We start from the raw sequence: 24,760 nt of genomic DNA on the forward strand, positions 1-24,760 counted from the left end.
TATATCTTATCATAAGTCATTCCATATCGGCAGACTTATGATAAAATAAAGGTACCTTTATACTAGAGAGGACTAATTTTATGAATAAACAACAACTCCTTACAATATATCCTAAAGGAAATTTTCAAAACAATCCTATTTCAGATGATTCTTATCTAAACTTACCCTTAGAAACTGAATGGTTCTGTATTCCTTTAGAAGAGCTTGGTAACTCCGAAATAGAATTATTAAAAACATTGTATCCTGATTCTGATGATAAACATTTTTTAGATCATCACCTTTGGTACCATTATTTATTTCAAAATAAACCATTACCCTCATCAGATCGGTCGTATCGTGTGATTCAGTTAAAACTTAAAAAAAAGTCAATACACTCTAAAGAGTGGTTGACCCATTTATCTAAATTATTTAATCATGTGGAAGACTATTTTTTTATTGATGAACTAACAGCATTAGTCATTGAAGAAAAAACAGCTATTATTTCGCAAAAAGAAGAGCTAGAAGGAATGCTTCTAACTCTCGAAAACGATTTTCTAATTCAAGCAAATGCTTATATTGGTTCTTTTAATGAATCATCTCATAATTTTACAGCCTTTTTCGAAGAAGAATCTTCTCTTTTTATTAGCTATTATCAAGAAAAAAGAAAAGTATTCTCCTTTCAAGATATTGCTTTAGACTATCTAACAAAAGACAAAATTATCGCCAGCCCTGTTATGCAGTCTCTAAAAGAATCTTTAAACTTAGATGAGGAGATTAAGCAAATCATTAAAACCCTTTGGCTAAAACAGGGAAACTTAACCTCAACATCAAAAGAACTTTACATTCATCGAAATACCTTGCAATATCGCTTGGATAAATTCTATGAACGTTTTGGTTTATCTCTCAAAAACATGAAAGAATTAACTCTTTGTTATTTACTCATTCATTAATCTCTTCGATTTCCAAATAAAATAACTAAACGAACTAATTGTAGTAAAGAAGCTATCGCGGCAGCTACGTAAGTTAAAGCTGCTGCTGTTAGTACTTTTCTTGCCATCACTAACTCTTCATCATTTAGCGCTTGGTTTTCTTGTAAAACAGCTAGTGCTCTTCTAGAAGCATTAAATTCAACTGGTAAGGTCACTACTTGGAATAAAAACGTTAATCCAAAACACCAAATCCCAATATTAACAAGTAATGGTGAACCACTAAAAAAGATAGCACCAATTAGAATTAATGGAATGGATAGTTTTGCTCCAAAATTAACAACAGGTACTAACCCAGCTCTTAATTTTAAAGGAGCATACCCTTCTTTATCTTGGATCGCATGACCACATTCATGAGCTGCTACTCCAATGGCAGACACAGACCTAGATTCTGACACTCTTTCAGATAAACTAACCATCTTAGTATGGCTGTTATAATTATCTGTTAAATCTCCTGAAATCTGCGTGACACCAACATCACGAATATCAGCATCTTTTAAAATTAATCTAGCTACATCAGAAGCGCTTAACCCCTTCTCATTTCTCACTTTTTCGTATTTTCTATAGGTACTATTAATATAGCTAGATGCCCAGCCTGATATAATAATACCAATAATCACTAGTATATATGTTTTATCAAAAAACATGTATGGCATAAACATATCTATTCCTCCTTATAATCATTTGTCTTTAGTGTAACAAAATATTAGGAAGATTTGCCTTTTTTATTTTGAATCTTTTATGAATTTTCAAGTAACGCATCTTTATTGTTTTATTTTCACATTAAAACAAAAGTTGTTGTTTTATTCGGTAGATTTATTAGACTAAATGATGTATCTTAATAAGTGAGGATATTTGAACATTATCGGTCAGTGTTTTTATATGTGCCGAATAGTTACCATTTATATGAAAAAAAGGAGGTTTATAGTTTGAGAGAATTACTTGATACACCCACTCAAAGACGCCTAAAAATCTTAGAGCATTTAAATGAAAAAGCTGATTGGATTAGCTCTAATGATTTAGCTCAAGAAAATAACGCATCTTTAAGAACCATAAATAACGATGTTAGCTACCTTAAAGATAATTGGTACCCCCATTTATTAATTGAGACATCTAAAAAAAATGGCGTCAGGTTAAGAACACAGCCTAGTAGCCATGTAGAAATCGTCTATCGTTATGTTTTAAAAACATCAGAAGCATTTCGTTTACTCGAATCTATGTTTTTTGATACCACTTTAAGCATTGAAAAGTGGGGCGAGCAACTATTTATTAGTGAATCATCTCTGTATCGCATTACAAATGCCATGTCAGAATCATTAAGTAAATACGGACTTATTTTAGAGAAAAAACCATGTCGTATTATAGGGACGAATGAATTTTTTGTCCGCTGCTTCTACACGAGCTTTTTTAGAGAAGCTTACAACGCTACTGAATGGCCTTTTCCAGTCAATAAGAAGGATTCTGTTTTTTTTGTAAGACAATTAGCTAAAAACTTTGATTTTGAGCTAGACGATAACCAGCTCATCCACATGAATTATATTTTTAACGTCAGTATGATTAGACAAAGTCAAGGCTTTTACGTCGAGAATGACTTACAAAATGAACAACTAGAACGAATCCGCGAGAATTTAACTAAACAAAAAAATGACCTTGAAAAAATCGCCATTCAATACAAAATGACTGTTAACGATAAAATGATTAACGATTTAATTTATACAATCTTTCTACATCAAAGTAATTGGGCTTCTAAAGATGAACAACTTTTAGTCACAAAAGAAATTCATCAATTTATTAAAACACTAAGAGATTTCTTTGATATTACTTTAAGTAATGATATTTCACACAAAATTGAGGGAACAATGAAACAACTCTATTTATATCACCGAATCTATCCTTTTAGAAATCATATCATTTATGATAGTTATTTTTATAACGGAACAGCTATCAAAAAAGACTATCCTGTTCTAAATGAAGTCATTGAACATTCATTAAAATTAATGGAAAAAAGAACTGGTTTCCCTTGGGAAAGTACTTATCATAACGTGATTCTTTATTGGTTAATGATTAAATGGAGTGACCTACCTTCCATCTTAAAAGAAAAAAAAGAGAAGGCTCAAATCTTTGTATTAAGTGATATTGGTAGAGAACATGCTGAGTTCTTAGCTAAAATGATTCGCAGTAATTTTGGTTCAAAAGCAACAATTGAACATTATCAAGGTTCGATTGTTTTATTAGACGAAGAAAAACCTGCAAATATAAATGAATATGATTTACTGGTTACAAATTTCAATTCAGATTGCTTACCAGAAAATAAATTAGTTGTTATTGATGATATTCCTTCTAGTGGTGATTGGGGGATTTTAAGAAAAGCAATTAATAGCCTAAATAAAATTGATCCTAAATCTCTTGAAGATTTACGAGTTATGGAATAACACATGATATTCCCAACAATAGATGCATTTATTATTAATTTGGCGATTATTATTTCAGTGATTCTTGGTCTTTATTTTTATTCACTAAAAGCTTCTTTAAAAAATGATGACCTTGATACTGATTTTTTTATTATTTCTAACAATTTAGTTATGTCAAAACCAGCACAAATAATTTCTGGTATATTTGTTGGTATCATGGCTTTTGTTATTTCTAATCATGGTATTCCAGTTGCTGAGCATCGTCCTGTAGATGTTAGGTACTTACCTGTTTATTTTTCTGTTTTTTATGGTTCGCCACTAATTGGAACATTCACAGCGATTACCTTAGTAACGGCTAAATGCATTCAATATACCTTTGTTGATGCGACTTCTTCGGAGTTTATTCATAACATATTGATTACTTTTTTTATCTTAATTGTTAGTATTGTCATTAATAAAAATAAAATTAATCCTAAAAAAGCCATCATCCTGTGTCTAACCTTAACTTTAATGATTAGAAGTATTTTTGTTTTTATCGTTTTTTATCCTCATTTCAATTTTAATATATTACTTGAAGTTTTAACCAATTTCTCCATTTTCTCACTATTTTTCCTATTTACAGGTTGGTTAATTCATAGAGCCATCATTATCTCAGAAGGGATTCACGTTTACCGAACGTCTTCTGTTTTTGATAGTTTAACTGGTCTTTACAACAAAGAATCTTTTTATTTTTTCTTGGATTTAGCTTACAATGAGGCTATCTATGATGGTCGTGCTTTTTCTCTTGCGATTATTGATTTAGATAATTTTAAACTAATTAATGATACCTTTGGCCATTTAGTTGGAGATGAAATCTTAAAACAAACGGCTCTCCAATTAAGAGGAGAGTTAGATCCTGAATCACGAATCAGGGTGTGTCGAATTGGCGGAGATGAGTTTGCCATTGTATTTAAACATGAAGTTTATGACTCCACCAAATTTTTCAAACAACTGTTTACTGATTTAGAAGCTTTAGATGTGCCTGAAAAATTAATATCTTACTTAAGCTTATCTGTTGGATTAATTGATTTCACACCTTCATCTTTAAGTAGTAAACCGTATCACACGGAAAATGTCCAAGACCTTTTCCAGTTAGCTGACCAAGCACTTTACGAAGCAAAGGCAAGCGGAAAAAATCAAGTGGTTCAAAAAAATGTTCACATTCAAATGATAAAAAAACATCGTTAGTCATTACTCCCTAGTTCTCGTATTGAGAAAACTAAGGAGTAAGATTAACGATGTTTTATTTACCTGATAACTGTTTATACATCTGCGCTTTTTCGATTGCTTCATCCGCTGATTTTTCAAGTAAACCACTTGCCTGTTCAGCTTCCATGATGTTTTCTAATGCTGAAAAACGTGTTTGATTTTTGAAAAATTCTGGTAAACGATCGAAATCAGATTTTTTGTAATCCATTCTAAGCGGTTCTTTGTTTTTTTCAATCAATCTTGGGTCATAACGATACAATGGCCAATAACCTGACTCTACAGCTTCTTTCGTTACTTGTACAGCTTGACTCATTCCACCCTTAATACCATGATTAATACATGGCACATACCCAATAATTAATGACGGTCCAGGGAATTTTTCTGCTTCATCTAAAGCTTTAATGGTTTGCATTGGATTCGCATTTAAAGCAACCTGAGCCACATAAACATTACCATATGTCATAGCAATTAATCCTAAATCCTTTTTAGCTGTTCTCTTACCATTTGAAGAGAATTTAGCTATGGCGGCACTTGGAGTTGCTTTTGACGTTTGGCCACCAGTATTAGAGTAAACTTCATTATCCATAACGAAGATGTTAACATCCTCTCCACTTGACAAGACATGGTCTATTCCGCCAAAACCAATGTCGTAAGCCCAACCATCTCCACCAATAATCCATTGACTTGGCTTAACTAGTAGGTCTTTTTCTTTTAAGATAGCTTCAAATAACGGACTAGTTTCTTTTTCATCTTGTAATTGACTGATTAATTTAGTTGATCTTTGTCTTGAACCTTCACCTTGTTCTTTCGTTTCAAGCCAGTTAACCATCATCTCTTGTAAGATATCACTGCCAATCCCTTTATCTATTGCTTCCTCTAATAAATGGCCTAAATGCTCTCGTTTGGTTTTATTAGCTAAATACATACCAAAACCAAATTCGGCATTATCTTCAAATAAAGAATTACTCCAAGCAGGTCCCTGTCCTTCTTCATTCGTTGTATAAGGCGTTGAAGGAGATGAAGCTCCCCAGATAGAGGCACAACCTGTCGCATTAGCAATTAACATTCTGTCTCCGTACAATTGTGTTAATAATTTAATATAAGGTGTTTCCCCGCAACCTGAACAAGCACCTGAGAATTCTAGTAATGGTTTTTCAAATTGAGAACCTTTAATACTTTCTTTTTTCTTAATTGGATTAGCTTTTTGTTTTAAAGTCATAGCAAAGGCCCAATTAAGTGCTTCTTCTTTTTGCTCTTCATATGGCTTCATAATCAATGCTTTTTCTTTCGCCGGACAAACATCCACACATAACCCACAGCCTGTACAATCCTCTAAAGAAACCTGAATGCGGTACATCAATCCATCTGCACCTTTCATCTCTCTTACAATAAAACCTTCTGGTGCTTCTCCCATCTCTTCTTCACTAGCTAAGAAAGGACGAATTGCGGCATGAGGACAAACAAAGGCACATTCATTACACATGGTACACGCATCCATTTGCCACTCTGGTACTTCAAGGGCAATTCCACGTTTTTCATAAGCTGTCGTGCCTAGAGGTACTGTTCCATCAGTCATTTGATTCTCAACTAAATCTTTAACTGTTAAGCTATCTCCTTCTTGACGATTGATAGGCTCTAATATTTCTCTAACATATTTAGGTTTTGAAGCGTCTATTTCTTTTGGTTTAATATCAATATCAAGCCATGATTCGGGCACGTTTATTTTCGTTAATTGATCAAAAGTAGCATCAATTGCTTGATGATTTCTTTTAACAATCTCTGATGATTTTTTACCGTAAGCTTCTAAAACTTCTTCTTTTAGATACGTCACAAAAGTTTCTCTATCTAGTAACTTAGTTAGTTCAAAAAAGGCCGTTGACATGACCGTATTAATTCGTCGCCCTAAGCCAACCTTTTGAGCGATATCCATTGCATTAACTATGTAAAAATTAATTTTCTTTTCAGCAATTTCTTTTTTCAAATGTTTAGGAAGTAATCTTAGAACTCTTTCTTCATTCCAAGATGTGTTTAATAAAAAGATACCTTCTTCTTTGATTCCTTTTAATAAATCATATTGATGAATATAAGAGGCATTATGACAACCAATAAAGTCTGCTTCTTCAATTAGGTAAGTCGACGTAATCGGATGGTTTCCAAATCGTAAATGAGAATTAGTTAAGCCACCTGATTTTTTAGAATCATATGAAAAATAAGCCTGCGCATACATATCTGTATGATTCCCAATAATCTTGATGGCTTGTTTATTAGCACCTACCGTTCCATCAGAACCAAATCCCCAGAATTTAGCTTGAAAAGTATCTGAATCTGTTAAATCAAGAACTTCTCCTACAGGTAAAGATAAATGAGTCACATCATCAACAATTCCCACAGTAAATCTTTCTTTTAATTCTGATATAGGTAACTGTAAATGATCAAAAATAGCTTTTATTTGGTTAGGTGGAACATCTTTAGAGCCTAAACCGTAACGACCACCAATCACGATTGGACGATTTGGATGGCTATAAAGGGCACTTTGAACGTCTAATAATAAAGGTTCACCATTGGCTCCTGGTTCTTTTGTTCTATCAAGAACGGCAATTTTTTCAACAGTTGTTGGTAGTTTCTCCAATAAATTTTTCACTGGAAACGGGCGATACAAATGAATATTAATATGCCCAACTTTACGTCCTTGTTTATTTAAGTAATCTACTGTTTGTTTGATAGTAGGTGAAACCGATCCCATTGAAATAATGACTTCTGTTGCGTCACTTGCCCCGTAATAATTAGTTAAATCATACTCTGTTCCACGAATGTCATTTATTTCATCCATATAATGCTTAACTATCTCTGGTACTTTATCATAATAGCTATTGATCGTTTCCCTTTGTTGGAAATGAATATCTGGATTTTGAGCTGTTCCTGAAACAGTTGGTCGATTTGGATTCATACTTCTTTTTCTAAAGGCTTCTAACTCTTCATGAGGAACTAATTTTCCCAATGTTTCATAGGGGATAACTTCAATCTTTTGTAGTTCATGACTCGTTCTAAAGCCATCAAAAAAGTTCATAAAAGGTAAACTTGCTTTTAAACTTGCTAAATGAGCGACTGCTGATAAATCCATAACCTCTTGAACTGAACTTTCAGCCAGCATACAAAATCCTGTTTGTCTGGCTGCCATGACGTCTCCGTGATCACCAAAAATACTTAAGGCATTTGTTGTAACAGCTCTTGAAGCCACATGAAAAACAGTAGGTAATAATTCACCAGCTATTTTATACATATTTGGAATCATTAATAGCAATCCTTGCGACGCTGTATAAGTCGTCGTCAAAGCGCCTGATTTAAGGGAACCATGAACTGCTCCAGCAGCCCCTGCTTCTGATTGCATGTTAATAACTTTTAAGGGCTCTCCAAACATGTTTTTTCTATTTTTACTTGACCATTCTTCAACCACTTCAGCCATTGTTGAACTGGGGGTAATAGGAAATACAGCTGTTACTTCACTGAAGGCATATGATATATAGGCTGCAGCAGTATTTCCGTCCATTGTGACATATTGTTTACTCATATTTATTCCTCATATCTTTTTTATTTTGACTAAATAAAAAACAACCGAAAGCAATCGATTGTTTTTTTGAGAAACACTCTTATTCTACGCTTGCTTTTAACTCTTCAACAAAAGTTTGTAATAAATCAATATCTTCATCTTCTGCATTATTTTCAATACAAACCAAGTTAGCTCCTTCTGTTGCACCAGTTAACTTAAATTGCTCAATGAAATCTCTAGCTGATTGACAGTAGTACTCCCCGTATTCTTTATCACCTGAGCCGACTACGCCAAATTTTTTATCAGATAAGTCTTCATCCTTTAAATCTGTAAAGAAATCTTCAAACTCAAAAGGTAATTCTCCATCTCCATATGTGTAAGTTGCTACAATACAAACATCTGCATCTTCAAAAAAATCTGAATCGACATCTGAACATTCTTCACGTTCTACGTCAAATCCCTCGTCTTCTAATTTTTCTTCAATGATTTCAGATATTTCTTCTGTATTACCAGTCATACTTGCATAAACGATTTTTGCCAATGCCATATTAAATCTCCTAATCTATTGTCATCTTTTATATTTTTTTCACAAATTATTATAAGTAAATTCTAACATAAAACTGTGATAAGTTGAACTACTTTAATAAAAATGTGAAAAAATTATTAAAGTTATTTAATTAATATTTATTCGTAGTAATAGTTAATAGGGCATTATTTTACCTCTTAAATCCAAAAAAGAGGCTACCATCTAGGTAACCTCTTTGATTTCTATTTATTATGCTTTAACTTTAAATAACCAAGCACCTGGTGCATCTAAAATGCTTGTATCTTTTTGACCATCTTCATTGATAGCTATGATTGTCCCGGCAACTGGTGTTTCATATTCAACAACTGCTTTTTCAGCTTCCAATTCTACAACGCTATCACCTTTAGCTACAACAGTCCCTACTTTAGGTAGCATAGCAAAACTAATACTTCCTAAATCATCTTGGGCTACCTCAGTTAGTCCTACGATGATTTCACCATTTTCTTCTTTAACCCATAAATTCTCTTCAGACATTACTTACCTCCTATAACAAAAGTCCTTCATATTCTGCTTCTTTAAAACCTAATAACACTTTATCTCCAACAACCATGATAGGACGTTTAATTAACATACCATCAACAGTTAATCGTTCACTAGCTTCTTCTTGGGAGAAATCGCCAACAAGATTTTTTAATCCTTGTTCGCGGTAACGAATACCACTTGTATTAAAGAAACGACGAATTGGATAATCATTATTTTCCATCCAATGAATTAATAAGTCTTTAGAAGGTGGTTCTTCAATCATATCAATCATCTTATAATCGATGTTATTTTCATCCAACCAAATCTTTGCTTTTTTACAGGTTGAACATTTTGGGTACCAATAAAAAGTTGTCATTTGTTTTCCCTCGCTTTCATTTATGCTTTTTCTAGTATAACATACCTTTAAAAAGTCAGTCGTCATATTTTTTTATAAATTAGAAAAAATGTGGTAAACTAGATAGGTTAAGAGGAATTTTTTTCCTTGATAATTAGTAGGAGGAAATCAATGAAAAAATCATCAAGCAACAAAGAAGACTATTTAAAGGCCGTCTATGAAAATAATGGAATCCATGAATTTGTTTCCAATAAAACATTAGCAAATAGCTTAGGTGTTTCTCCTGCTTCAGTAACTGAGATGGTTGAGAAGTTACAAAATGATGGCTTAATTAACTACAAACCTTATACTGGCGTTAAACTTACTGAAGAAGGCCTTACAAAAACCGTTGGGATTATTCGAAATCATCGTATCGTTGAGACTTTTCTTTTTGATAAGCTTGGCTATTCACTTCATGACTTACACAATCTATCAGAAGAATTAGAACACGTGAAAGACCCAGTTTTTTTCTCTAGGTTGTTTGAATTTCTAGGTAGCCCTGAAACTTGTCCTCACGGAGGAATCATTCCAACTGAAGAAAGTTTTATTGAAAAAGCTATTAAACCTATTACTTCTTTTAATAAAGATGAAGAAGTTGTTATCCGTCGTGTTATGGATGATACTAGCATTCTAAATTACATGAGCTCTATCGGATTAACGATTGGGGATACGATCAATATTACAGAAGTAGATGAATTCAATGAGTTAATTCTTTTCACTATAAATGATAAAACTGACACTCATCATATTAGCTTTAAACAAGCACAAATTATTTTTTCATACTAAAAAAGTCGATAAGAGATTAATCTCTTACCGACTTTTTTTAATAGTACTCTTCCATTCCTTCTGGTTGATATTGGTATCTCATAGACATAACCAAACCAACACCTATCATGTTCCCCATTAAAGCTGAACCACCCTGACTAATAAAAGGTAGCGGAATCCCAGTTAATGGTAATAAACCAATATTCGCTCCAATATTTTCAAATACATGGAACAAAATCATCATAATCACTCCTGTTGCAATGTATGATAAGAATTCATTATTTGTATCAAAACAAACACGAATCATACGGTAAATCAAAATAAAATAAAGGAAAATGACAAACGTACTACCAATAAAACCAAAATTTTCAGCTATAACTGAAAAAATCATATCCGATTCTCTAACAGGTACATAAACATCTGACACATTAAATCCTTTACCGGCAACACCACCAGAGCCTATAGCTTTTAATGCTTGAGCTTGCTGATAAGAATTTCCTGTAGCATCATGGAACGGATCTAACCATGAATCAATACGAGCAAATTGATAACTTTCCACACCTACTTTTGAAAGAAACTCACGTCCTCCATCTGTTGTCACTAGGAAAATAACTCCTGCTGCCAAAACTAAAGCTGCAGCCACAGTGGGTAAAATAATTTTCCACGAAATACCTGACATAATAAAAACGCCGCCTAAAATAGCAATAAATACTAACATTGTTCCAAAGTCATTTTGTAATTTTAACAAAACGCCTACCGGTAATGTCACTAAGAACATTTTCAAAATTAATATGCCATCTGTTTGTAAGGTTCTATTTTTATTTTTGAGATTATGTTTAGTTACAACAAAAGCTAGTATTAAGATATAAGCTATCTTCATCAGCTCAGCTGGTTGAAAGGTCAAACTCCCAAATCTAAACCAGTTTTTGGATCCCGTTCTTGCTGCAAGAGTTGCATCATAATAAAAGAGCAATGCTGTCATAACACCTAAACCTAACAAATAACCAAAGGGTGTTAATTTCCATAACAATTTAGGTTTAAACTGCATAACCACAAAAATTGCCACGCCACCTAAGATATACCATAAACCTTGCTGCACTAATTGAGATATCATGACTTTCGTACTAACATCTTTATCAAGTGCTACATATAAGGACATCATGCCAATAACTGACAATAAAAAGACAGGAAGTAAAATACCATAGTCAATTTGTTTCATTTGTTGCTTTTTAATTCTTTCCATGTTTCCTCTCTTTTCTCATGTGTTTTTATTAATATAACTTACATTATACTATTATTTCAATAATTCTCTACTTTTGATTCTCTTCTTCTAAATAATCTGACCAATTAGAAACTTGTAAGGTATCATCAGACATCATATCATTCACTAAACGATGTTTTAAGTCAGATAATTCTAGATTCTTTTCTCGTAGCTCTTCTTTTAATTGAGCCACTTCAGATGAATTTATTGAATCATCTTCTTGTTGTTGATTGTATAATTTTTGGTTCAACTCTTTTATTTGTTTTTTCTTTTGCCAAATATTACTGGCCATCACAATAAAAACAATTAAAGCTCCTACTAAAATAGCCCCTATTAACACGACTGCTAAAGGTAATGAGACTTGTGTAAAAATAAAATTAACTTCAATTGGTTGAGCATTAATCACTGAAAATAAAACAACAATAAAAGATAAAATTAAAACGATAAACATTCTAGTTGTATTTTTCATAGTATCACTCCTATTTTTTATCAAATACGTTAGTTGCTAAGTAATCTCCTAGATGAGGAAATAACTGATAACCTTTATTAGCCACTTCCATTAGCATTGGACTATTGATTTCTCTTTTATACGTTCCAAAAGACTTAACGATTTTTTTTGCTAACTTCTGAGGTTCTATTGCTAAAGAACCAATCGATTCGACATAACTTCCACTAGGATCAGCAATGTCAAAGAAAGGCGTTTTAATAGGTCCTGGATTAACAGTAGTAACAGATACACCTAAAGGTTTCATCTCTAAGCGAAGGGCATTCGAAAAACCAATCACAGCAAATTTAGTAGCTGCATAAATACTTGATTTAGGGGTTGCCATTTTTCCAGCTTGAGAGGCAATATTAACAATATGACCATGATGTTGTTTAGCCATTTGTAGTCCTATTTTTTGAGTTAAATAAATCAGTCCTAACACATTAACAGAAAACATTTTTTCTGTTTCTTCAAATGAACTATCTAAGAATAACTGAAACATACCAAAACCAGCGCAGTTAACTAAGACATCAATCTCTCTAAACTCTGTTAGAATTTTTTCACTCACGTCTTCCACCTGGTCGTAATCTGAAATATCTAAAGGATAATAAGCTCCTTTTTGTTTAGAGTAGCTCTCGCATGTAGCTAACGTGTTTATCAAGTCGTCTTCTCGTCGAGCACATAATATAACACGTGCTCTTTTTTTGGATGCTTCATAAGCAATTTCTTGTCCTAATCCACTTGAAGCACCGGTAATTAAGACCGTTTTACCTCTTAAATCAGTAAATAGTTTTTTCACTATTCTTCCTCTCCTGCTCTTTTTAAAGGTATCTCAATAATGTCAAAATCTTTAACCACTTTTGTGTTTAAAAAGATATTTTGAGCTTCTCTTTCTAAATCATAGACTGCTTTTCCTAAATATCTCGCACTAATATGAGTCATTAGTAACTGTTTCGCATTTGCTTTTTTAGCTACTGTAGCAGCTTGAGCAGAAGTACTGTGGTAATAGTTTTTGGCCATCTTCGCCTCTTCAGCACTAAAAGTACTTTCATGGACTACCACATCAGCATTCATACTTAATTTAATACTATTTTGATGGAATCTGGTATCACCTAAAATAGTAACAATTCTTCCATCTCGTGATTCACCAATAAAATCTTTGCCATCAATCACACGACCATCTGTTAAAGTGACAATCTCACCATTTTTTATTTTTTTATAAATTGGTCCTGCTGGAATATTTAATTCTTTTAACTTCTCAACTTGTAACTCACCTTGAAAATCAGGTTCCTCCATCCGGTAACCAAAACATTTAATACGGTGGTCTAATTCTTCACAGTAAACTTTAAAACCTTTATCTTCAAACAATAAACCACTTTCTTCTATTTCTTTAATCACCAAAGGGTATTTCAAATGAGAATCAGATACTTTTAAACTTGTTAAAATAAAGCTTTTGATTCCTTTTGGTCCATAAATCTCTAGCGGTGTCTCCCCGCCTTGAAAAGCACGGCTACTAATTAATCCCGGTAAACCAAAGATATGATCACCATGTAAATGTGTAATAAATATTTTTTCTATTTTTCTAGGTCTGATTGTTGTTTCCAAAATTTGTTGTTGGGTTCCTTCACCACAATCAAACAACCAAACTTCATTTCTTTCATCTAATAACTTTAACGCAATACTTGTGACGTTTCTTTGTTTTGAAGGTACTCCTGCACCTGTTCCTAAAAATTGAAGTTCCATATTGTTCCTACTTTTCTTTATATTTTACTTTCATGATATTAATCATTGACGAATTTTCTCTTAAATAACTATTAATATTCTTCCCTATTGTATCAAGCTTTTAGCATTAATAAAAATAAAATAGAAAAAAAGTTGAGAAATATTCATTCTCAACTTTTTGTTCATTTTTATTTATACATATCCTAATTTTTCTTTTTTCAAATTCATCATCATTCTTGATTAGATTTAAAATATTAACATTCATTTGTCACTATAAAATGAACGTTATAGGCTTATCTGCTCTCTTAAATTTAATGTTAAATACACCTATATCTATTTCAAATCACAAAATAGACCTTTAAACCCTTGGTGTGGGTACTGTTAGGTATAACATCAGATTATGTTAACTGACGTGTTAAATAACTAATTATAGAATTTTTTTATGAATTTTTGATGGTTTGGTTACTTCGTAATAGATTTCAATGCTATCTCCGATTTTACTATTCATTGATACATTAATTCGATTTTCAGAAAAATAGATTTTATTATCTACTTCATACTTAACAGTAGCTGTTTTAGCGTTGTTTAAACTCTGTTTTGTTTCAGGAACGTTAGTATAAATCTCTGAAATTGTACCAGTTACTAGTCTTTTATTCTTTGAAATCATAATATATTCCTCCTCTAAACTTAATTGTTGAATACATTATATCACTTAATTTTTAACTTGGTATAATGCCACATTATGTAAATCACTAAAATATTATCATGGTATAATTAAGAAAAAATAAGGAGTGAGATTTATGAAAAATAAGAAGAATTGGATAATCGGAATTACTGGGGTCTTTGTAGGTTTACTTTTAAGAGAATTGGTTCGTATTATTTTTCATTTCTAACCTTTAATATGTAGAGTAACCATTGTTAACTCTTTCGATTTTTAAGGAAAAATGTACCTAATAGACTTATAAAATATTTAGAGCACTAAAGTCGATTCTAAAGGCTATAGATATTGGTATAACTTTTAAAATCTCACCTTACTTCAAGATTATTAGAGCCTCTTTCTACATGAACATTGTAATTTTTTTTCATCATAAATGTGCATCGTTTTAATTAAATCATTTTTAAATGAAAAACGCTAAAAAATTTTTTATTTATAACTTTCTCCAGTTACTAATGTAAATTTCTTCAGTATCTCTAACTCTAGTTACTTGATTAAAAATATCATAATTAAAAATCTAGAAATATTAAAGCTATCTTCTGTAAAAAAGAACTGTTTTTTATCCTAACAATAGCGACCTCAAAAGATTTTTAATCTAATCTTTTGAGGTCGCTCTAAGATTATTAGAACTTTTTTGTTGTCTATCTTATTTCATTAAACCTTCATGGATTTTATCTAAATTCCATTCCATCATTGATAAATATGTATCTCCAGTTTCACCTTTTTTAGCTAATGAATCAGTAAAAATGGTTTCATAGATTGGTAATTTACATTCTCTAGATACAGCTTCCATACTACGAGCATCTACACTTTGTTCAACAAATAATGATGGAACTTTTGTTTCTTTAATTTTTGATAAGACGCTTTTCATTTGTTCAGGCGTTCCTTGGTCATGAGTGTTGATTTCCCAAATATAAGCAGCCTCTAATCCGTAAGCTTTTGAGAAGTATTTAAAAGCACCTTCACTGGTTACTAATAATTTTTTCTCTTTTGGTACGTCATTGAATTTATCAATACTTGATTCATGTAATTCTGTTAATTCAGCAATATAAGCTTTTGAGTTTTCTTCATAAAAATCTTTGTTCTCAGGGTCTTTTTCAACTAATATTTTAGTGATGTTCTCTACATACTTAACACCATTAGCTAAAGACAACCAAGCATGAGGATCTTGTTCAGATTCTTGTCCTTCACCAGTTAGATACATTGGTTCTACACCTTCACTAACAACAAAGTAATTTTTACCTTCTTCTTTTTTAGAAGTTGTCATTAATTTTACAAACCAACCATCTCCACCAGTTTCAAGGTTTAATCCATTAAAGAAAATTACATCTGCATCTGTTGCTTTTGCAATATCTTCTGGTAATGGCTCATGTTCATGAGGATCTTTTCCACGAGGTACAATACTATGAACGCTCACCTTATCTTTACCTACTTCCTCAACCATATTTTCTAAGATTGAATTGGTAGTTACTACTTTTAATAATTGTTCTTCATTTTGATTCTTATTTGCTGATTCTTTTTTAGATTCAGCTGAGCTACATGCTGTTAAAGCTATCACTCCTAAAGTTGCTACTAATCCGACTGCTAATAATTTAATTTTCTTCAACGACTAATACCTCTTTCTTTTTAAATACGATTCCTTGTTTTGGTGAAAAAATGAAAGCAAAAATAAAGAATACTGCTGATGTTAAAACGATTGTTGCTCCAGAAGCTAAATTATATGAGTAACTAAAGAATAAGCCCACTACCGCACTAATTGCTCCTAAAAGACTAGCTACGACAATCATGACAGATAATTTATCTGTTAATAAATATGCTGTGGCAGCTGGTGTAATTAACATCGCAATAACTAAAACTGTTCCTACTGTTTGAAGTGAAGAGACAGCTACTAAAGTTAAGAAAAACATTAAAGCGTAATGAATCACTTGAACCTTTAAGCCATATGCTTGAGCCATTACTGGGTCAAAAGAACTTACTAATAATTCTTTATAAAACAAGGCTACAAAAATAATAACAGCAATAGCCACACCTAATGTCGTATACATATCACTTGGTCTAACGGCTAAAACATTACCAAAAAGAATATGATTTAAGTCAGTTGAACTTTCTGCAAAAGAAACTAGAATAATTCCTAATGCAAAGAACGAGCTAAAAACAATCCCAATTGATGTATCATTTTTTATTTTACTTTTTTGAGTAACAAATCCTATTAACCCAGCTGCAGCCATCCCAAAAATAGATGCACCAATCATAAAATTCATTCCCATCATATAACTGATAGCAACCCCTGGAAGAACAGCATGAGAAATGGCATCTCCCATTAATGACATACCACGTAAAATAATAAAACTTCCGATTATTCCTGAAACAATCCCCACAATAATTGAAGTTATTAAAGCATTTTGTAAAAACTGATACTCCATTAATCCACTAATAAAATTTTGAATCATTAGTCATTCACTCCTTTAATAATAATCTCGCCCATAGATTCCCCATATGCAGCTTGAATATTTTCTGTCGTAAAGGTTTGGTTGACACTGCCTTCAGCAATTAATGTTTTGTTTAAGATAATCAAATTATCAAAGTACTCTCTTGTTTTATGTAAATCATGATGCACAATAACAATCGTTTTACCTTCGTCTCTTAATTTCTTCAACAAATCAACGATTAACTTCTCACTCACCATATCGATTCCTACAAAAGGTTCATCTAAGAAAATGATATCAGCTTCTTGCGCTAGCGCTCTAGCAATAAAGACACGTTGAAGTTGTCCTCCAGATAGATTGCCAATTTGACGTTTAGCAAAATCTTCCATTTTCACTTGTTTTAGACACTCCAACACTTTTTCTTTTTGAGCTTTTTTTGGTCGTCTAAATAATCCTAACTTCGGAAATGTTCCTAGTAGCACTGTTTCATCTACTTTAATTGGAAATGTTAAATCAATGGCACTTCGTTGTTCTACATAAGCTATTCTTTTTCTAATTGTATCTAAGCTTTGGTCTCCAACACTAACTTTTCCAGTTTCTGTTTTAATTAAACCTATTACAGCTTTTAGAAAAGTAGATTTTCCAGCTCCATTTGGTCCAATTATTCCTGTTATTTTCCCAGGTTGAATTGAAACACTCACATTTTCTATTGCTTTTTTATGTTGATAAGCCACTGTCATGTTAGAAACATTAACAGGCTTTTTAGTTAAATCATCGTGCATCACTATTGATGCTGTCGCAGCATTCATCATATTGATAACGCTCCTTCCCTTTTGGTTAAATTAATTATATTTTTAGGTAACCCTAAACTTCTTAACTAGAGTATAACAAATGATAATAATTATCACAAGGGAAAAGTAAAAAAAGTTGTTTGAGAGTTATCTCAAACAACTTTTTCAATCTATTAATCTACAAATTCAAAGACAAATTCTTTAATTCTTACTAAGTCTCCGTCTTTTGCTCCCATTTCTCGAAGTGTTTCATCCACACCCATACCTCTTAATTGACGAGCAAATTTCATGACACTTTCTTCACGGTCAAAATTAGTCATAATGAATAATTTTTCTAACTTAGCTCCGTAAAGTACCCAAGTGGCATCATCATCACGAGTAACTCTAAAGTCTGGTTCATCAGCGACGAATTGATATTGAACAACTTCTTCAATCTCTTCATCTTGATACATTGGGAATTCTGGTGTTACATCTACTAAATCGGCTGTCGCATTTAGTAATGGTTCAATACCAAAACGTGATACACCGGAAATCGGGAAGATTTGAATACCATCACTGTACTCATCTTCTTTTAAAGCTTCGATTTGTTTTCTAAACTCAACTAAATTTTCTTCTGCATCTGGCATATCCATTTTATTAGCCACAATAATTTGTGGTCTTTCTAAAAGTCTCATATTATGAGATTCTAGTTCTTTATTGATTAATAAATAATCTTCAAAAGGATCTCTACCTTCCATACCACTCATATCAATAACATGTAAGATAACACGAGTTCGCTCAATGTGACGTAAGAACTGTGTTCCTAACCCAACACCTTCTGATGCTCCCTCAATTAATCCTGGTAAATCAGCCATAACAAAACTACGACCATCTCCAGTTGCTACCATTCCTAAGTTAGGAACTAAAGTAGTAAAGTGATAAGCGCCAATTTTTGGACGAGCCTTTGATACAATAGAAAGAATCGTTGATTTTCCTACTGAAGGGAAACCTACTAATCCAACATCAGCTAAAACTTTAAGTTCTAACTCAATTTCTCTTTCTATTCCTGGTTCACCATTTTCAGCTACTTCTGGCGCTGGGTTTCTTGGTGTTGCAAAACGGTTATTTCCACGGCCACCACGACCACCTTTTGCAACTTCTAACTCTTGACCATGAGTTAATAAATCACCTAATAAAGCTCCTGATTCTTTGTCGCGGACAGTCGTTCCTGCTGGGACTTTTACAATCAAATCCTCAGCACCACGGCCGTGCATACTTTTACTCATTCCATTTTCACCTGGAGTTGCTTTAAAGTGACGGTTAAATCTAAAGTCCATCAAGGTTCTTAAACCTTCATCAACTCTAAGAATAACACTTCCACCTTTTCCACCATCTCCACCAGCTGGACCACCATCTGGAACATATTTTTCACGTCTAAAGGCAACCATTCCGTCTCCGCCTTTTCCAGCTTTAACATTGATTGTTACCTGATCTAAAAACATGGACATTTCTTGTCCTCCTCATTTTCTAAAAAATCTCTTCATTATTGTATCTGTTAGCCACTCGTTTGTCCAATTTCTTTCTATATAATATAGAAATTTTTAATAACTATTAACTTAATAATACAACTGCATTTGTGGCAAGCATGGCATGCTCTTGAACAATTATTTGGTTTAGAGAAACCGATAACGCGGATAAATTTCCCGTCGTTAAACGTTTGGATTTATTTTCAACATATAAACTAATCGCTAAAGCTTCCTTATAATCTGATTCAAATAGTAAAGAAATCTGTTTCGTTATTTGCTGAATAAATAAAAGTAGTTCATCTAAATTAGATTCTTCTGTTTCTTTCAATAAATAAGTCAATGAAATCAACGGAACAAAATGAACTGTTTTTACTTTTAAGTTATTTCCTTCTAAATACAGCATCACTTCTGATAACTTAGTCAAAAATTCTTGTTCTATTTTACCTGTCATCAACGTAATCAGTGTTGCTGAAACTAAACAACTATTTTTATTCTTTAATCCCAACTCTTGTAAGCACTCAAAATAATAATCAACTAGTTGGCAAATTTCTAACTCAGTCAATTCATCTAATTGAGCTGATTGAGCCAGTGATATCATCGAGCTGTAGTCTGTTGTTGTTGTTATGATTGGATGACTACTTTTAATCCCTTGATAAATACCTTGTGCTCGTTTAGCAATGTCTTCCCGTCTATGACTATCTGAAAGAAACAATTGATACGCTGCAAAATAAGTTGAACTTGATGACTTAAATCCGTTGTCTTTTAATATTTTTTTATTAAAAAAGAGTTCTTCAATGCCTTCTACTGAATTTTTTTGATTCGCTAACATTAAACCAGTCATTGTGTGTCTTGTTATTCTTGTTAAACTCGAAAATATTCCCGACTTATGTAAAAGAGCAGTATCTAACCAATCAAAATCTTCTACCTGCAACAATTGACCTGAACCAGTAAATATACGAGCTAATAAATACTTAACTCGTTTATCTAACCATTTAGCATTTGACATACTGATTAATTTATAATTTTTTTCTAAAAGATCAACGATCTCTTTTTGATCCATTAATATGCTTCCTTTCATCTATCTACCAAGTCCATAATAGCTTAATTTTGGCAAAAGATAAACAAAAAAGAGAGCTTAACATAAGTTAATCGCCTTATGCCAAACTCTCTTACCATAATTATTTATTTTCAATTAATTCAAAATTTGACCACGGTTTTAAGAAATCCAATAAGAACATCTCATCTTCAGCAATACGTGCCACAACGTTTACTCGGCCATCATTTTTCATTTCTTTTAGGGCGATTTGCATTTCACCTTTATATTGACCATAGCCAACGTTATCAACTAATACATCACCTTTAACCATATCTGGTGTGTTAGTCGCTGGGAAAGGTAAATCTTTATATTTAATACGAGTCATTGTTGAGCGTAGCATATAGATAGAACGGTCACCACGGTAACGGTGTAAGTTTTCAAATAAAACAACACGTTCATCATCAGTAATCGTATCAAGTACATCTACTTTAATTTTAGGATTATCAGCAAAGAAGCTTTCTGACATTGCTTTTAACTCTGCTTCTGAAGCGTAGGCATTTCCAATTGTAATATCATCAATTAATCCAGTTAAAACGAAATGTTTTACTTGAGTCGCAATTTCTAAATCTCTATGCTCCTCTAACGTACATAAACCATCTTGTGTTGGCCAAGGACCAAAAGTGGCATCATGTGAATTAACAAAAGCCATTGTATTGATGTTATATTGTCTAAACTGATTAGAACACTCAACAAAATGCTCGTAACCTAAAGCTGAATAACGGTGTGGATAAAAGTTATGAGAACCTAATAAATTATTAGTATTCGGTGAATAACTCATAATGTTATCAACATATTTAGTACCACCACTCATGTTGATTTCCACTTTAATGCCATATGGGTTTCTTGTCATTTTAGCTTCTTCAGCACCAGTAAAACCAATATCTAAACGAATACCATCTGCTCCTAATTCATGGAAAAATGATAAGTCATCATAAGAAATTTCTAACTGGTCAAATAAAGCTGGGTTAATATCCACCATTACTTCAAATCCCAATTCATTCGCATAATCAACTACTTTTTTAAACTCTGCAATGACTTTATCTTTGTCATCGTCAATTTGCAGTAAGCTAGTAAACACACGTTTAAAACCATACTTATGCGCTAAATCTAAATACTCTTTATCCTTTTCAAATGTAGAACGCTCTGGATAAATTGAAACACCTAATTTTCCCATCAATGAAACCTCCTAAAATTTTAGAATACGCAATCATTATAACATTATAGAGTGTAATTGTATAGACCATTCCATGATAAACATAGTTGGCAGTTGATGTTATTTTTGTTACTATTAAATGGAAATTCAATCCCCATAACGGAAAGGACAAAACAAATGAAACAAACAAAATTATTATTTGCATCTGCTTCACTTTTAATGTCACTCTTTTTATTAGGAGCTTGTGGTAACTCTAGTACAGGTTCAAAAACAAAAGAATCAACTAAAACTGAACAAAGTTCTTCAGAAACTAAAGTTGATATTAACTCACTTGAGTTACCTCAATTAAACCCTGAAGTAGCTGAAAATGAAGCCCTTGTAGAAATGGTAACAACTGAAGGTTCTATTAAAATCAAGCTTTTCCCAGAACAAGCGCCAAAAACAGTTGAAAACTTCTTAACTCACGCTAAAGACGGTTATTATGATGGCGTTATCTTCCACCGTGTTATTAGTAACTTTATGATTCAAGGTGGCGACCCAGATGGCACTGGAATGGGTGGCGAAAGTATTTGGGGCGATTCTTTTGAAGATGAAATCTCAAACCAACTTTATAATATCCGTGGTGCTTTATCTATGGCTAATGCTGGACCTGGCACAAATGGTAGTCAGTTCTTTATCGTACAAAACGAAGATGATATGTCAGATGGCTTATTAGCTGAAGATGTCCCTAAAAAAATCATTGACGCTTACGCTGCTGGTGGAACACCTCACTTAGATGGTAAGCACACTGTCTTTGGACAAGTCATTGAAGGTATGGATGTTGTTGACAAAATCGCTAAAGCTGAAACAGTAGAAGGCGATAAACCTAAAAAAGACATTAAAATTGAAAAAATTAACATTTTACAAGAAGCTAAAAAATAAAAAACAGGCTGACCCTTTTATGGGCAGCCTATTTTTTATATACTCAAATTAATTATCCAATTTTCTGGTGCTTCAACGTCACCAAACTGAATTCCTGTTAGTTCTTCATAAAGTTTTTTCGTCACAGGACCTACTTCTGTTTCAGAATAAAAGACATGGAAGTCCTCACCATTTTGAATGCCACCAATTGGCGAAATCACAGCGGCTGTTCCACATGCTCCAGCTTCACTAAACTTGTCCAGCTCATCTAAACGAACGTCTCCTTCAATTGCTTCTAAGCCTAATCTTTCTTTAGCTAAGTACAATAAAGAGTATTTAGTAATACTTGGTAAAATTGATGGAGAAATAGGTGTGATAAACTGATTATCTTTTGTAATACCAAAGAAATTAGCAGAACCTACTTCTTCAATTTTAGTATGAGTTTGTGGGTCTAAATAGATACAATCAGAAAAAGAACGTTCTTTCGCTTTTGAGCCAGGTAATAAGCTAGAGGCGTAATTACCTCCTACTTTAACAGCTCCTGTTCCAGCTGGTGCCGCACGGTCATAATCACTCACAACGAAGTTAGTTGGTTTCATACCACCTTTAAAATAAGGTCCTACTGGCATACAAAATACTGTGAAAATATATTCAGACGCTGGCGCCACACCAATAGCATCTCCTACTCCAATTACTAGTGGTCTTAAATAAAGTGTCCCACCTGAACCATATGGCGGCACATACTCATGGTTTGCTAAAACAACTTGTTTAACTGCTTCAATAAATTTATCTTCTGGAATTTCAGGCATCATTAAACGAGCTGTACTTGTATTGATTCTTTTAGCATTTTGATCCACCCGAAATAAATTAATCGAGCCATCTTTACAACGATACGCTTTTAATCCTTCAAAACATTGTTGTCCATAATGAAGAGCAGCAGAGCCTTCGCTAATATGCAATTGATTATCCTCTGTCATTACACCTTCATCCCACTGCCCATCTTTCCAATAAGAAAGATATCTATAGGGTGTTTTTATATAAGAAAAACCTAACTCATCCCACTTTATGTCTACCATTTCGTCAACCACCTTTTATTATTCTTTTCATTATTCTATCACAACTTTTCTTGATATTCTCATTTATTTTTAATCATCATAATGAAAACATCAAAACACTATAAGATTTCTTAAATAATCCTGATATTTACTATTATCTTACGCTATTTTTAGTTATTATACTAAGTGTTGTTTTATCAAATTTTTTAGCTAAATTACACTTGGATTACTTCTGCTTTAATACTATGTTGTAATTCATTAACTTATGTTAAAATTAATCAGTTAGAAGTCAAAAATATAAATAGATACCACTTATCAGGAGGTTTAAAATGAATCTTCCAAAAAAAGGAATAGGCGAATCACACGGGAAAATCATCTTACTTGGAGAACATTCCGTCGTTTATGGTGAACCCTCAATCGCAATCCCTTTTCCTGCAGCCAAAGTTACAACAACTGTAACTGAATCTAATCACAACACACGAATTGATTGTGATTTTTATCATGGCTTACTTGATGATATGCCTGAATTACTTGAAAGCTTAAAAGAAACGATTAGAGTTTGTTTAACTAAATTAAATCAACTAAACACACCCTTACATATTGAAATAGATAGTCACATTCCAGCTGAGCGTGGAATGGGCTCTAGTGCAGCTGTTTCAGTTGCGACAACTCGTGCTCTTTTTAATTATTTTGATCAACCTTTAGATAAAGCTGAGTTGCTTAAAATTGTGGACATTTCTGAAAAGATTGCTCACGGTAACCCAAGTGGTCTTGATGCCTTAATGACAAGTAGTCCTAAACCTTGTTATTTTATTAAAGGACAAGATTTTCAACTACTTGATATGAACTTAGATAGTTATTTAGTAGTTGGTGACACTGGAGTGACAGGTCAAACAAAAGAAGCTGTTGAAAGCATCGCTTTTCAATTAACTCAAAAAAATGGTGAGATAGTCAAAAAGAAAATCAGCCAACTAGGAGAACTTGCTAAAACAGGCCGTTTCTATTTAGAAAACAATAAAGGGATTGAATTAGGTAAAAACATGACAGCAGTTCATCAACTTTTATCAGAACTTGATGTCTCTAGTCCTGAACTTAATAACTTAGTTCAAACAGCTTTAACAAATCATGCTCTAGGAGCTAAATTAACTGGTGGTGGCCGTGGTGGTTGTATGATTGCCTTAGCTGAGACCCCGGAGATTGCTAGTACAATCAGCCAAGCTCTTTTAGATGCTGGCGCTAAAAAAACATGGATATACGAAATGCGAGGTAATTAA

At 32.8% G+C, this 24,760-nt stretch carries 23 protein-coding genes; 6 read left to right on the top strand and 17 right to left on the bottom strand.

The genetic code is table 11. The features are described from left to right. The first annotated feature begins 80 nt into the window (after positions 1–80). The gene (locus tag ACODH8_RS04345; protein ID WP_332464673.1) at positions 81–929 is read left to right on the top strand and encodes a helix-turn-helix domain-containing protein; all 849 of its coding nucleotides are present in this window, start codon (positions 81–83) and stop codon (positions 927–929) included. On the opposite strand, the gene ACODH8_RS04350 is transcribed toward ACODH8_RS04345, so the two are convergent. Next, the gene (locus ACODH8_RS04350; RefSeq protein ID WP_332464812.1) at positions 926–1,621 is read right to left on the bottom strand and encodes a zinc metallopeptidase; all 696 of its coding nucleotides are present in this window, start codon (positions 1,619–1,621) and stop codon (positions 926–928) included. The genes ACODH8_RS04345 and ACODH8_RS04350 overlap by 4 nt on opposite strands. A gap of 273 nt (positions 1,622–1,894) precedes the next feature. On the opposite strand from ACODH8_RS04350, the gene ACODH8_RS04355 reads away from it, so the two are divergent. Then, positions 1,895–3,397, top strand: coding sequence for a helix-turn-helix domain-containing protein (locus ACODH8_RS04355; protein ID WP_332464672.1), 1,503 nt, complete (start codon positions 1,895–1,897; stop codon positions 3,395–3,397). A gap of 3 nt (positions 3,398–3,400) precedes the next feature. Continuing rightward, positions 3,401–4,603, top strand: coding sequence for a GGDEF domain-containing protein (locus ACODH8_RS04360; protein WP_332464671.1), 1,203 nt, complete (start codon positions 3,401–3,403; stop codon positions 4,601–4,603). A 55-nt stretch (positions 4,604–4,658) separates the two neighbouring features. Here the strand turns inward: ACODH8_RS04360 and nifJ are convergent, their stop codons facing one another. The 4 genes from nifJ to ACODH8_RS04380 all read right to left on the bottom strand — a co-directional run bounded on the left by nifJ (position 4,659) and on the right by ACODH8_RS04380 (position 9,595). After that, on the bottom strand, positions 4,659–8,192 hold the full coding sequence (gene nifJ, locus ACODH8_RS04365) for a pyruvate:ferredoxin (flavodoxin) oxidoreductase (protein WP_332464670.1): 3,534 nt from the start codon (positions 8,190–8,192) through the stop codon (positions 4,659–4,661). A gap of 79 nt (positions 8,193–8,271) precedes the next feature. Beyond that, entirely contained in the window at positions 8,272–8,718 is a 447-nt protein-coding gene (locus tag ACODH8_RS04370; RefSeq protein ID WP_332464669.1) for a flavodoxin, read from the bottom strand. A gap of 228 nt (positions 8,719–8,946) precedes the next feature. Beyond that, positions 8,947–9,231 (bottom strand): glycine cleavage system protein H, encoded by a 285-nt coding sequence (locus ACODH8_RS04375; protein WP_332464668.1) that lies wholly within the window; start codon positions 9,229–9,231, stop codon positions 8,947–8,949. A gap of 10 nt (positions 9,232–9,241) precedes the next feature. Next, positions 9,242–9,595 carry an arsenate reductase family protein gene (locus ACODH8_RS04380; protein WP_332464667.1) on the bottom strand — a complete coding sequence of 118 codons (354 nt, stop codon included), beginning with the start codon at positions 9,593–9,595 and terminating at the stop codon, positions 9,242–9,244. A gap of 150 nt (positions 9,596–9,745) precedes the next feature. Between ACODH8_RS04380 and ACODH8_RS04385 the strand changes: the two genes are divergently transcribed. Continuing rightward, positions 9,746–10,399 carry a metal-dependent transcriptional regulator gene (locus tag ACODH8_RS04385; RefSeq protein WP_332464666.1) on the top strand — a complete coding sequence of 218 codons (654 nt, stop codon included), beginning with the start codon at positions 9,746–9,748 and terminating at the stop codon, positions 10,397–10,399. Between the two features lie 37 nt (positions 10,400–10,436). Here ACODH8_RS04385 and ACODH8_RS04390 read toward each other — a convergent pair whose 3' ends face one another. The 11 genes from ACODH8_RS04390 to ACODH8_RS04440 form a co-directional block, all read right to left on the bottom strand. Further along, on the bottom strand, positions 10,437–11,621 hold the full coding sequence (locus tag ACODH8_RS04390; protein WP_332464665.1) for an FtsW/RodA/SpoVE family cell cycle protein: 1,185 nt from the start codon (positions 11,619–11,621) through the stop codon (positions 10,437–10,439). Between the two features lie 67 nt (positions 11,622–11,688). Then, entirely contained in the window at positions 11,689–12,108 is a 420-nt protein-coding gene (locus ACODH8_RS04395; protein WP_332464664.1) for a LapA family protein, read from the bottom strand. Positions 12,109–12,118: 10 nt separating this feature from the next. Next, on the bottom strand, positions 12,119–12,922 hold the full coding sequence (locus tag ACODH8_RS04400) for an SDR family oxidoreductase (protein ID WP_332464663.1): 804 nt from the start codon (positions 12,920–12,922) through the stop codon (positions 12,119–12,121). Continuing rightward, on the bottom strand, positions 12,922–13,866 hold the full coding sequence (gene rnz, locus ACODH8_RS04405) for a ribonuclease Z (protein ID WP_332464662.1): 945 nt from the start codon (positions 13,864–13,866) through the stop codon (positions 12,922–12,924). The genes ACODH8_RS04400 and rnz overlap by 1 nt, the downstream gene beginning before the upstream one ends. 406 nt (positions 13,867–14,272) lie before the next feature. After that, positions 14,273–14,512 (bottom strand): hypothetical protein, encoded by a 240-nt coding sequence (locus ACODH8_RS04410; protein ID WP_332464661.1) that lies wholly within the window; start codon positions 14,510–14,512, stop codon positions 14,273–14,275. Positions 14,513–15,206: 694 nt separating this feature from the next. Continuing rightward, positions 15,207–16,166: a metal ABC transporter substrate-binding protein gene (locus tag ACODH8_RS04415; RefSeq protein WP_332464660.1), complete on the bottom strand. Its 960-nt coding sequence runs from the start codon at positions 16,164–16,166 to the stop codon at positions 15,207–15,209. Beyond that, complete coding sequence (locus ACODH8_RS04420; RefSeq protein WP_332464659.1) at positions 16,153–17,010, bottom strand: metal ABC transporter permease; 858 nt, start codon at positions 17,008–17,010, stop codon at positions 16,153–16,155. The genes ACODH8_RS04415 and ACODH8_RS04420 overlap by 14 nt, the downstream gene beginning before the upstream one ends. Next, positions 17,010–17,795: a metal ABC transporter ATP-binding protein gene (locus ACODH8_RS04425; protein WP_420504758.1), complete on the bottom strand. Its 786-nt coding sequence runs from the start codon at positions 17,793–17,795 to the stop codon at positions 17,010–17,012. Before ACODH8_RS04425 ends, ACODH8_RS04420 begins: the two co-directional genes overlap by 1 nt. A 155-nt stretch (positions 17,796–17,950) precedes the next feature. Then, complete coding sequence (obgE, locus tag ACODH8_RS04430) at positions 17,951–19,264, bottom strand: GTPase ObgE (RefSeq protein WP_332464658.1); 1,314 nt, start codon at positions 19,262–19,264, stop codon at positions 17,951–17,953. A gap of 103 nt (positions 19,265–19,367) precedes the next feature. Beyond that, entirely contained in the window at positions 19,368–20,342 is a 975-nt protein-coding gene (locus ACODH8_RS04435) for a DUF4003 family protein (RefSeq protein WP_332464657.1), read from the bottom strand. A 118-nt stretch (positions 20,343–20,460) separates the two neighbouring features. Further along, positions 20,461–21,552 carry a DUF871 domain-containing protein gene (locus ACODH8_RS04440; protein ID WP_332464656.1) on the bottom strand — a complete coding sequence of 364 codons (1,092 nt, stop codon included), beginning with the start codon at positions 21,550–21,552 and terminating at the stop codon, positions 20,461–20,463. A 156-nt stretch (positions 21,553–21,708) separates the two neighbouring features. Between ACODH8_RS04440 and ACODH8_RS04445 the strand changes: the two genes are divergently transcribed. Then, positions 21,709–22,452: a peptidylprolyl isomerase gene (locus ACODH8_RS04445; RefSeq protein ID WP_332464655.1), complete on the top strand. Its 744-nt coding sequence runs from the start codon at positions 21,709–21,711 to the stop codon at positions 22,450–22,452. Positions 22,453–22,487: 35 nt separating this feature from the next. Here the strand turns inward: ACODH8_RS04445 and ACODH8_RS04450 are convergent, their stop codons facing one another. Then, entirely contained in the window at positions 22,488–23,507 is a 1,020-nt protein-coding gene (locus tag ACODH8_RS04450) for a branched-chain amino acid aminotransferase (protein WP_332464654.1), read from the bottom strand. 308 nt (positions 23,508–23,815) lie between these two features. Here ACODH8_RS04450 and mvk point away from each other — a divergent pair, with 308 nt between their 5' ends. Then, positions 23,816–24,760 (top strand): mevalonate kinase, encoded by a 945-nt coding sequence (mvk, locus tag ACODH8_RS04455; protein WP_420517562.1) that lies wholly within the window; start codon positions 23,816–23,818, stop codon positions 24,758–24,760.

It is taken from the genome of Vagococcus fluvialis (assembly GCF_048815235.1).
In the GTDB taxonomy this organism is placed as follows: Bacteria; Bacillota; Bacilli; order Lactobacillales; family Vagococcaceae; genus Vagococcus.

Excerpts from the sequence above, each read along its gene's own strand:
- ACODH8_RS04345 (WP_332464673.1), top strand. The coding sequence starts at position 81 with ATGAATAAACAACAACTCCTTACAATATATCCTAAAGGAAATTTTCAA.
- ACODH8_RS04425 (WP_420504758.1), bottom strand. The coding sequence starts at position 17,795 with ATGAATGCTGCGACAGCATCAATAGTGATGCACGATGATTTAACTAAA.
- ACODH8_RS04350 (WP_332464812.1), bottom strand. The coding sequence starts at position 1,621 with ATGCCATACATGTTTTTTGATAAAACATATATACTAGTGATTATTGGT.
- ACODH8_RS04370 (WP_332464669.1), bottom strand. The coding sequence starts at position 8,718 with ATGGCATTGGCAAAAATCGTTTATGCAAGTATGACTGGTAATACAGAA.
- ACODH8_RS04450 (WP_332464654.1), bottom strand. The coding sequence starts at position 23,507 with ATGGTAGACATAAAGTGGGATGAGTTAGGTTTTTCTTATATAAAAACA.
- ACODH8_RS04380 (WP_332464667.1), bottom strand. The coding sequence starts at position 9,595 with ATGACAACTTTTTATTGGTACCCAAAATGTTCAACCTGTAAAAAAGCA.
- ACODH8_RS04445 (WP_332464655.1), top strand. The coding sequence starts at position 21,709 with ATGAAACAAACAAAATTATTATTTGCATCTGCTTCACTTTTAATGTCA.
- obgE (WP_332464658.1), bottom strand. The coding sequence starts at position 19,264 with ATGTCCATGTTTTTAGATCAGGTAACAATCAATGTTAAAGCTGGAAAA.
- ACODH8_RS04395 (WP_332464664.1), bottom strand. The coding sequence starts at position 12,108 with ATGAAAAATACAACTAGAATGTTTATCGTTTTAATTTTATCTTTTATT.
- mvk (WP_420517562.1), top strand. The coding sequence starts at position 23,816 with ATGAATCTTCCAAAAAAAGGAATAGGCGAATCACACGGGAAAATCATC.
- ACODH8_RS04435 (WP_332464657.1), bottom strand. The coding sequence starts at position 20,342 with ATGGATCAAAAAGAGATCGTTGATCTTTTAGAAAAAAATTATAAATTA.
- nifJ (WP_332464670.1), bottom strand. The coding sequence starts at position 8,192 with ATGAGTAAACAATATGTCACAATGGACGGAAATACTGCTGCAGCCTAT.
- rnz (WP_332464662.1), bottom strand. The coding sequence starts at position 13,866 with ATGGAACTTCAATTTTTAGGAACAGGTGCAGGAGTACCTTCAAAACAA.
- ACODH8_RS04420 (WP_332464659.1), bottom strand. The coding sequence starts at position 17,010 with ATGATTCAAAATTTTATTAGTGGATTAATGGAGTATCAGTTTTTACAA.
- ACODH8_RS04375 (WP_332464668.1), bottom strand. The coding sequence starts at position 9,231 with ATGTCTGAAGAGAATTTATGGGTTAAAGAAGAAAATGGTGAAATCATC.
- ACODH8_RS04440 (WP_332464656.1), bottom strand. The coding sequence starts at position 21,552 with ATGGGAAAATTAGGTGTTTCAATTTATCCAGAGCGTTCTACATTTGAA.
- ACODH8_RS04385 (WP_332464666.1), top strand. The coding sequence starts at position 9,746 with ATGAAAAAATCATCAAGCAACAAAGAAGACTATTTAAAGGCCGTCTAT.
- ACODH8_RS04390 (WP_332464665.1), bottom strand. The coding sequence starts at position 11,621 with ATGGAAAGAATTAAAAAGCAACAAATGAAACAAATTGACTATGGTATT.
- ACODH8_RS04410 (WP_332464661.1), bottom strand. The coding sequence starts at position 14,512 with ATGATTTCAAAGAATAAAAGACTAGTAACTGGTACAATTTCAGAGATT.
- ACODH8_RS04360 (WP_332464671.1), top strand. The coding sequence starts at position 3,401 with ATGATATTCCCAACAATAGATGCATTTATTATTAATTTGGCGATTATT.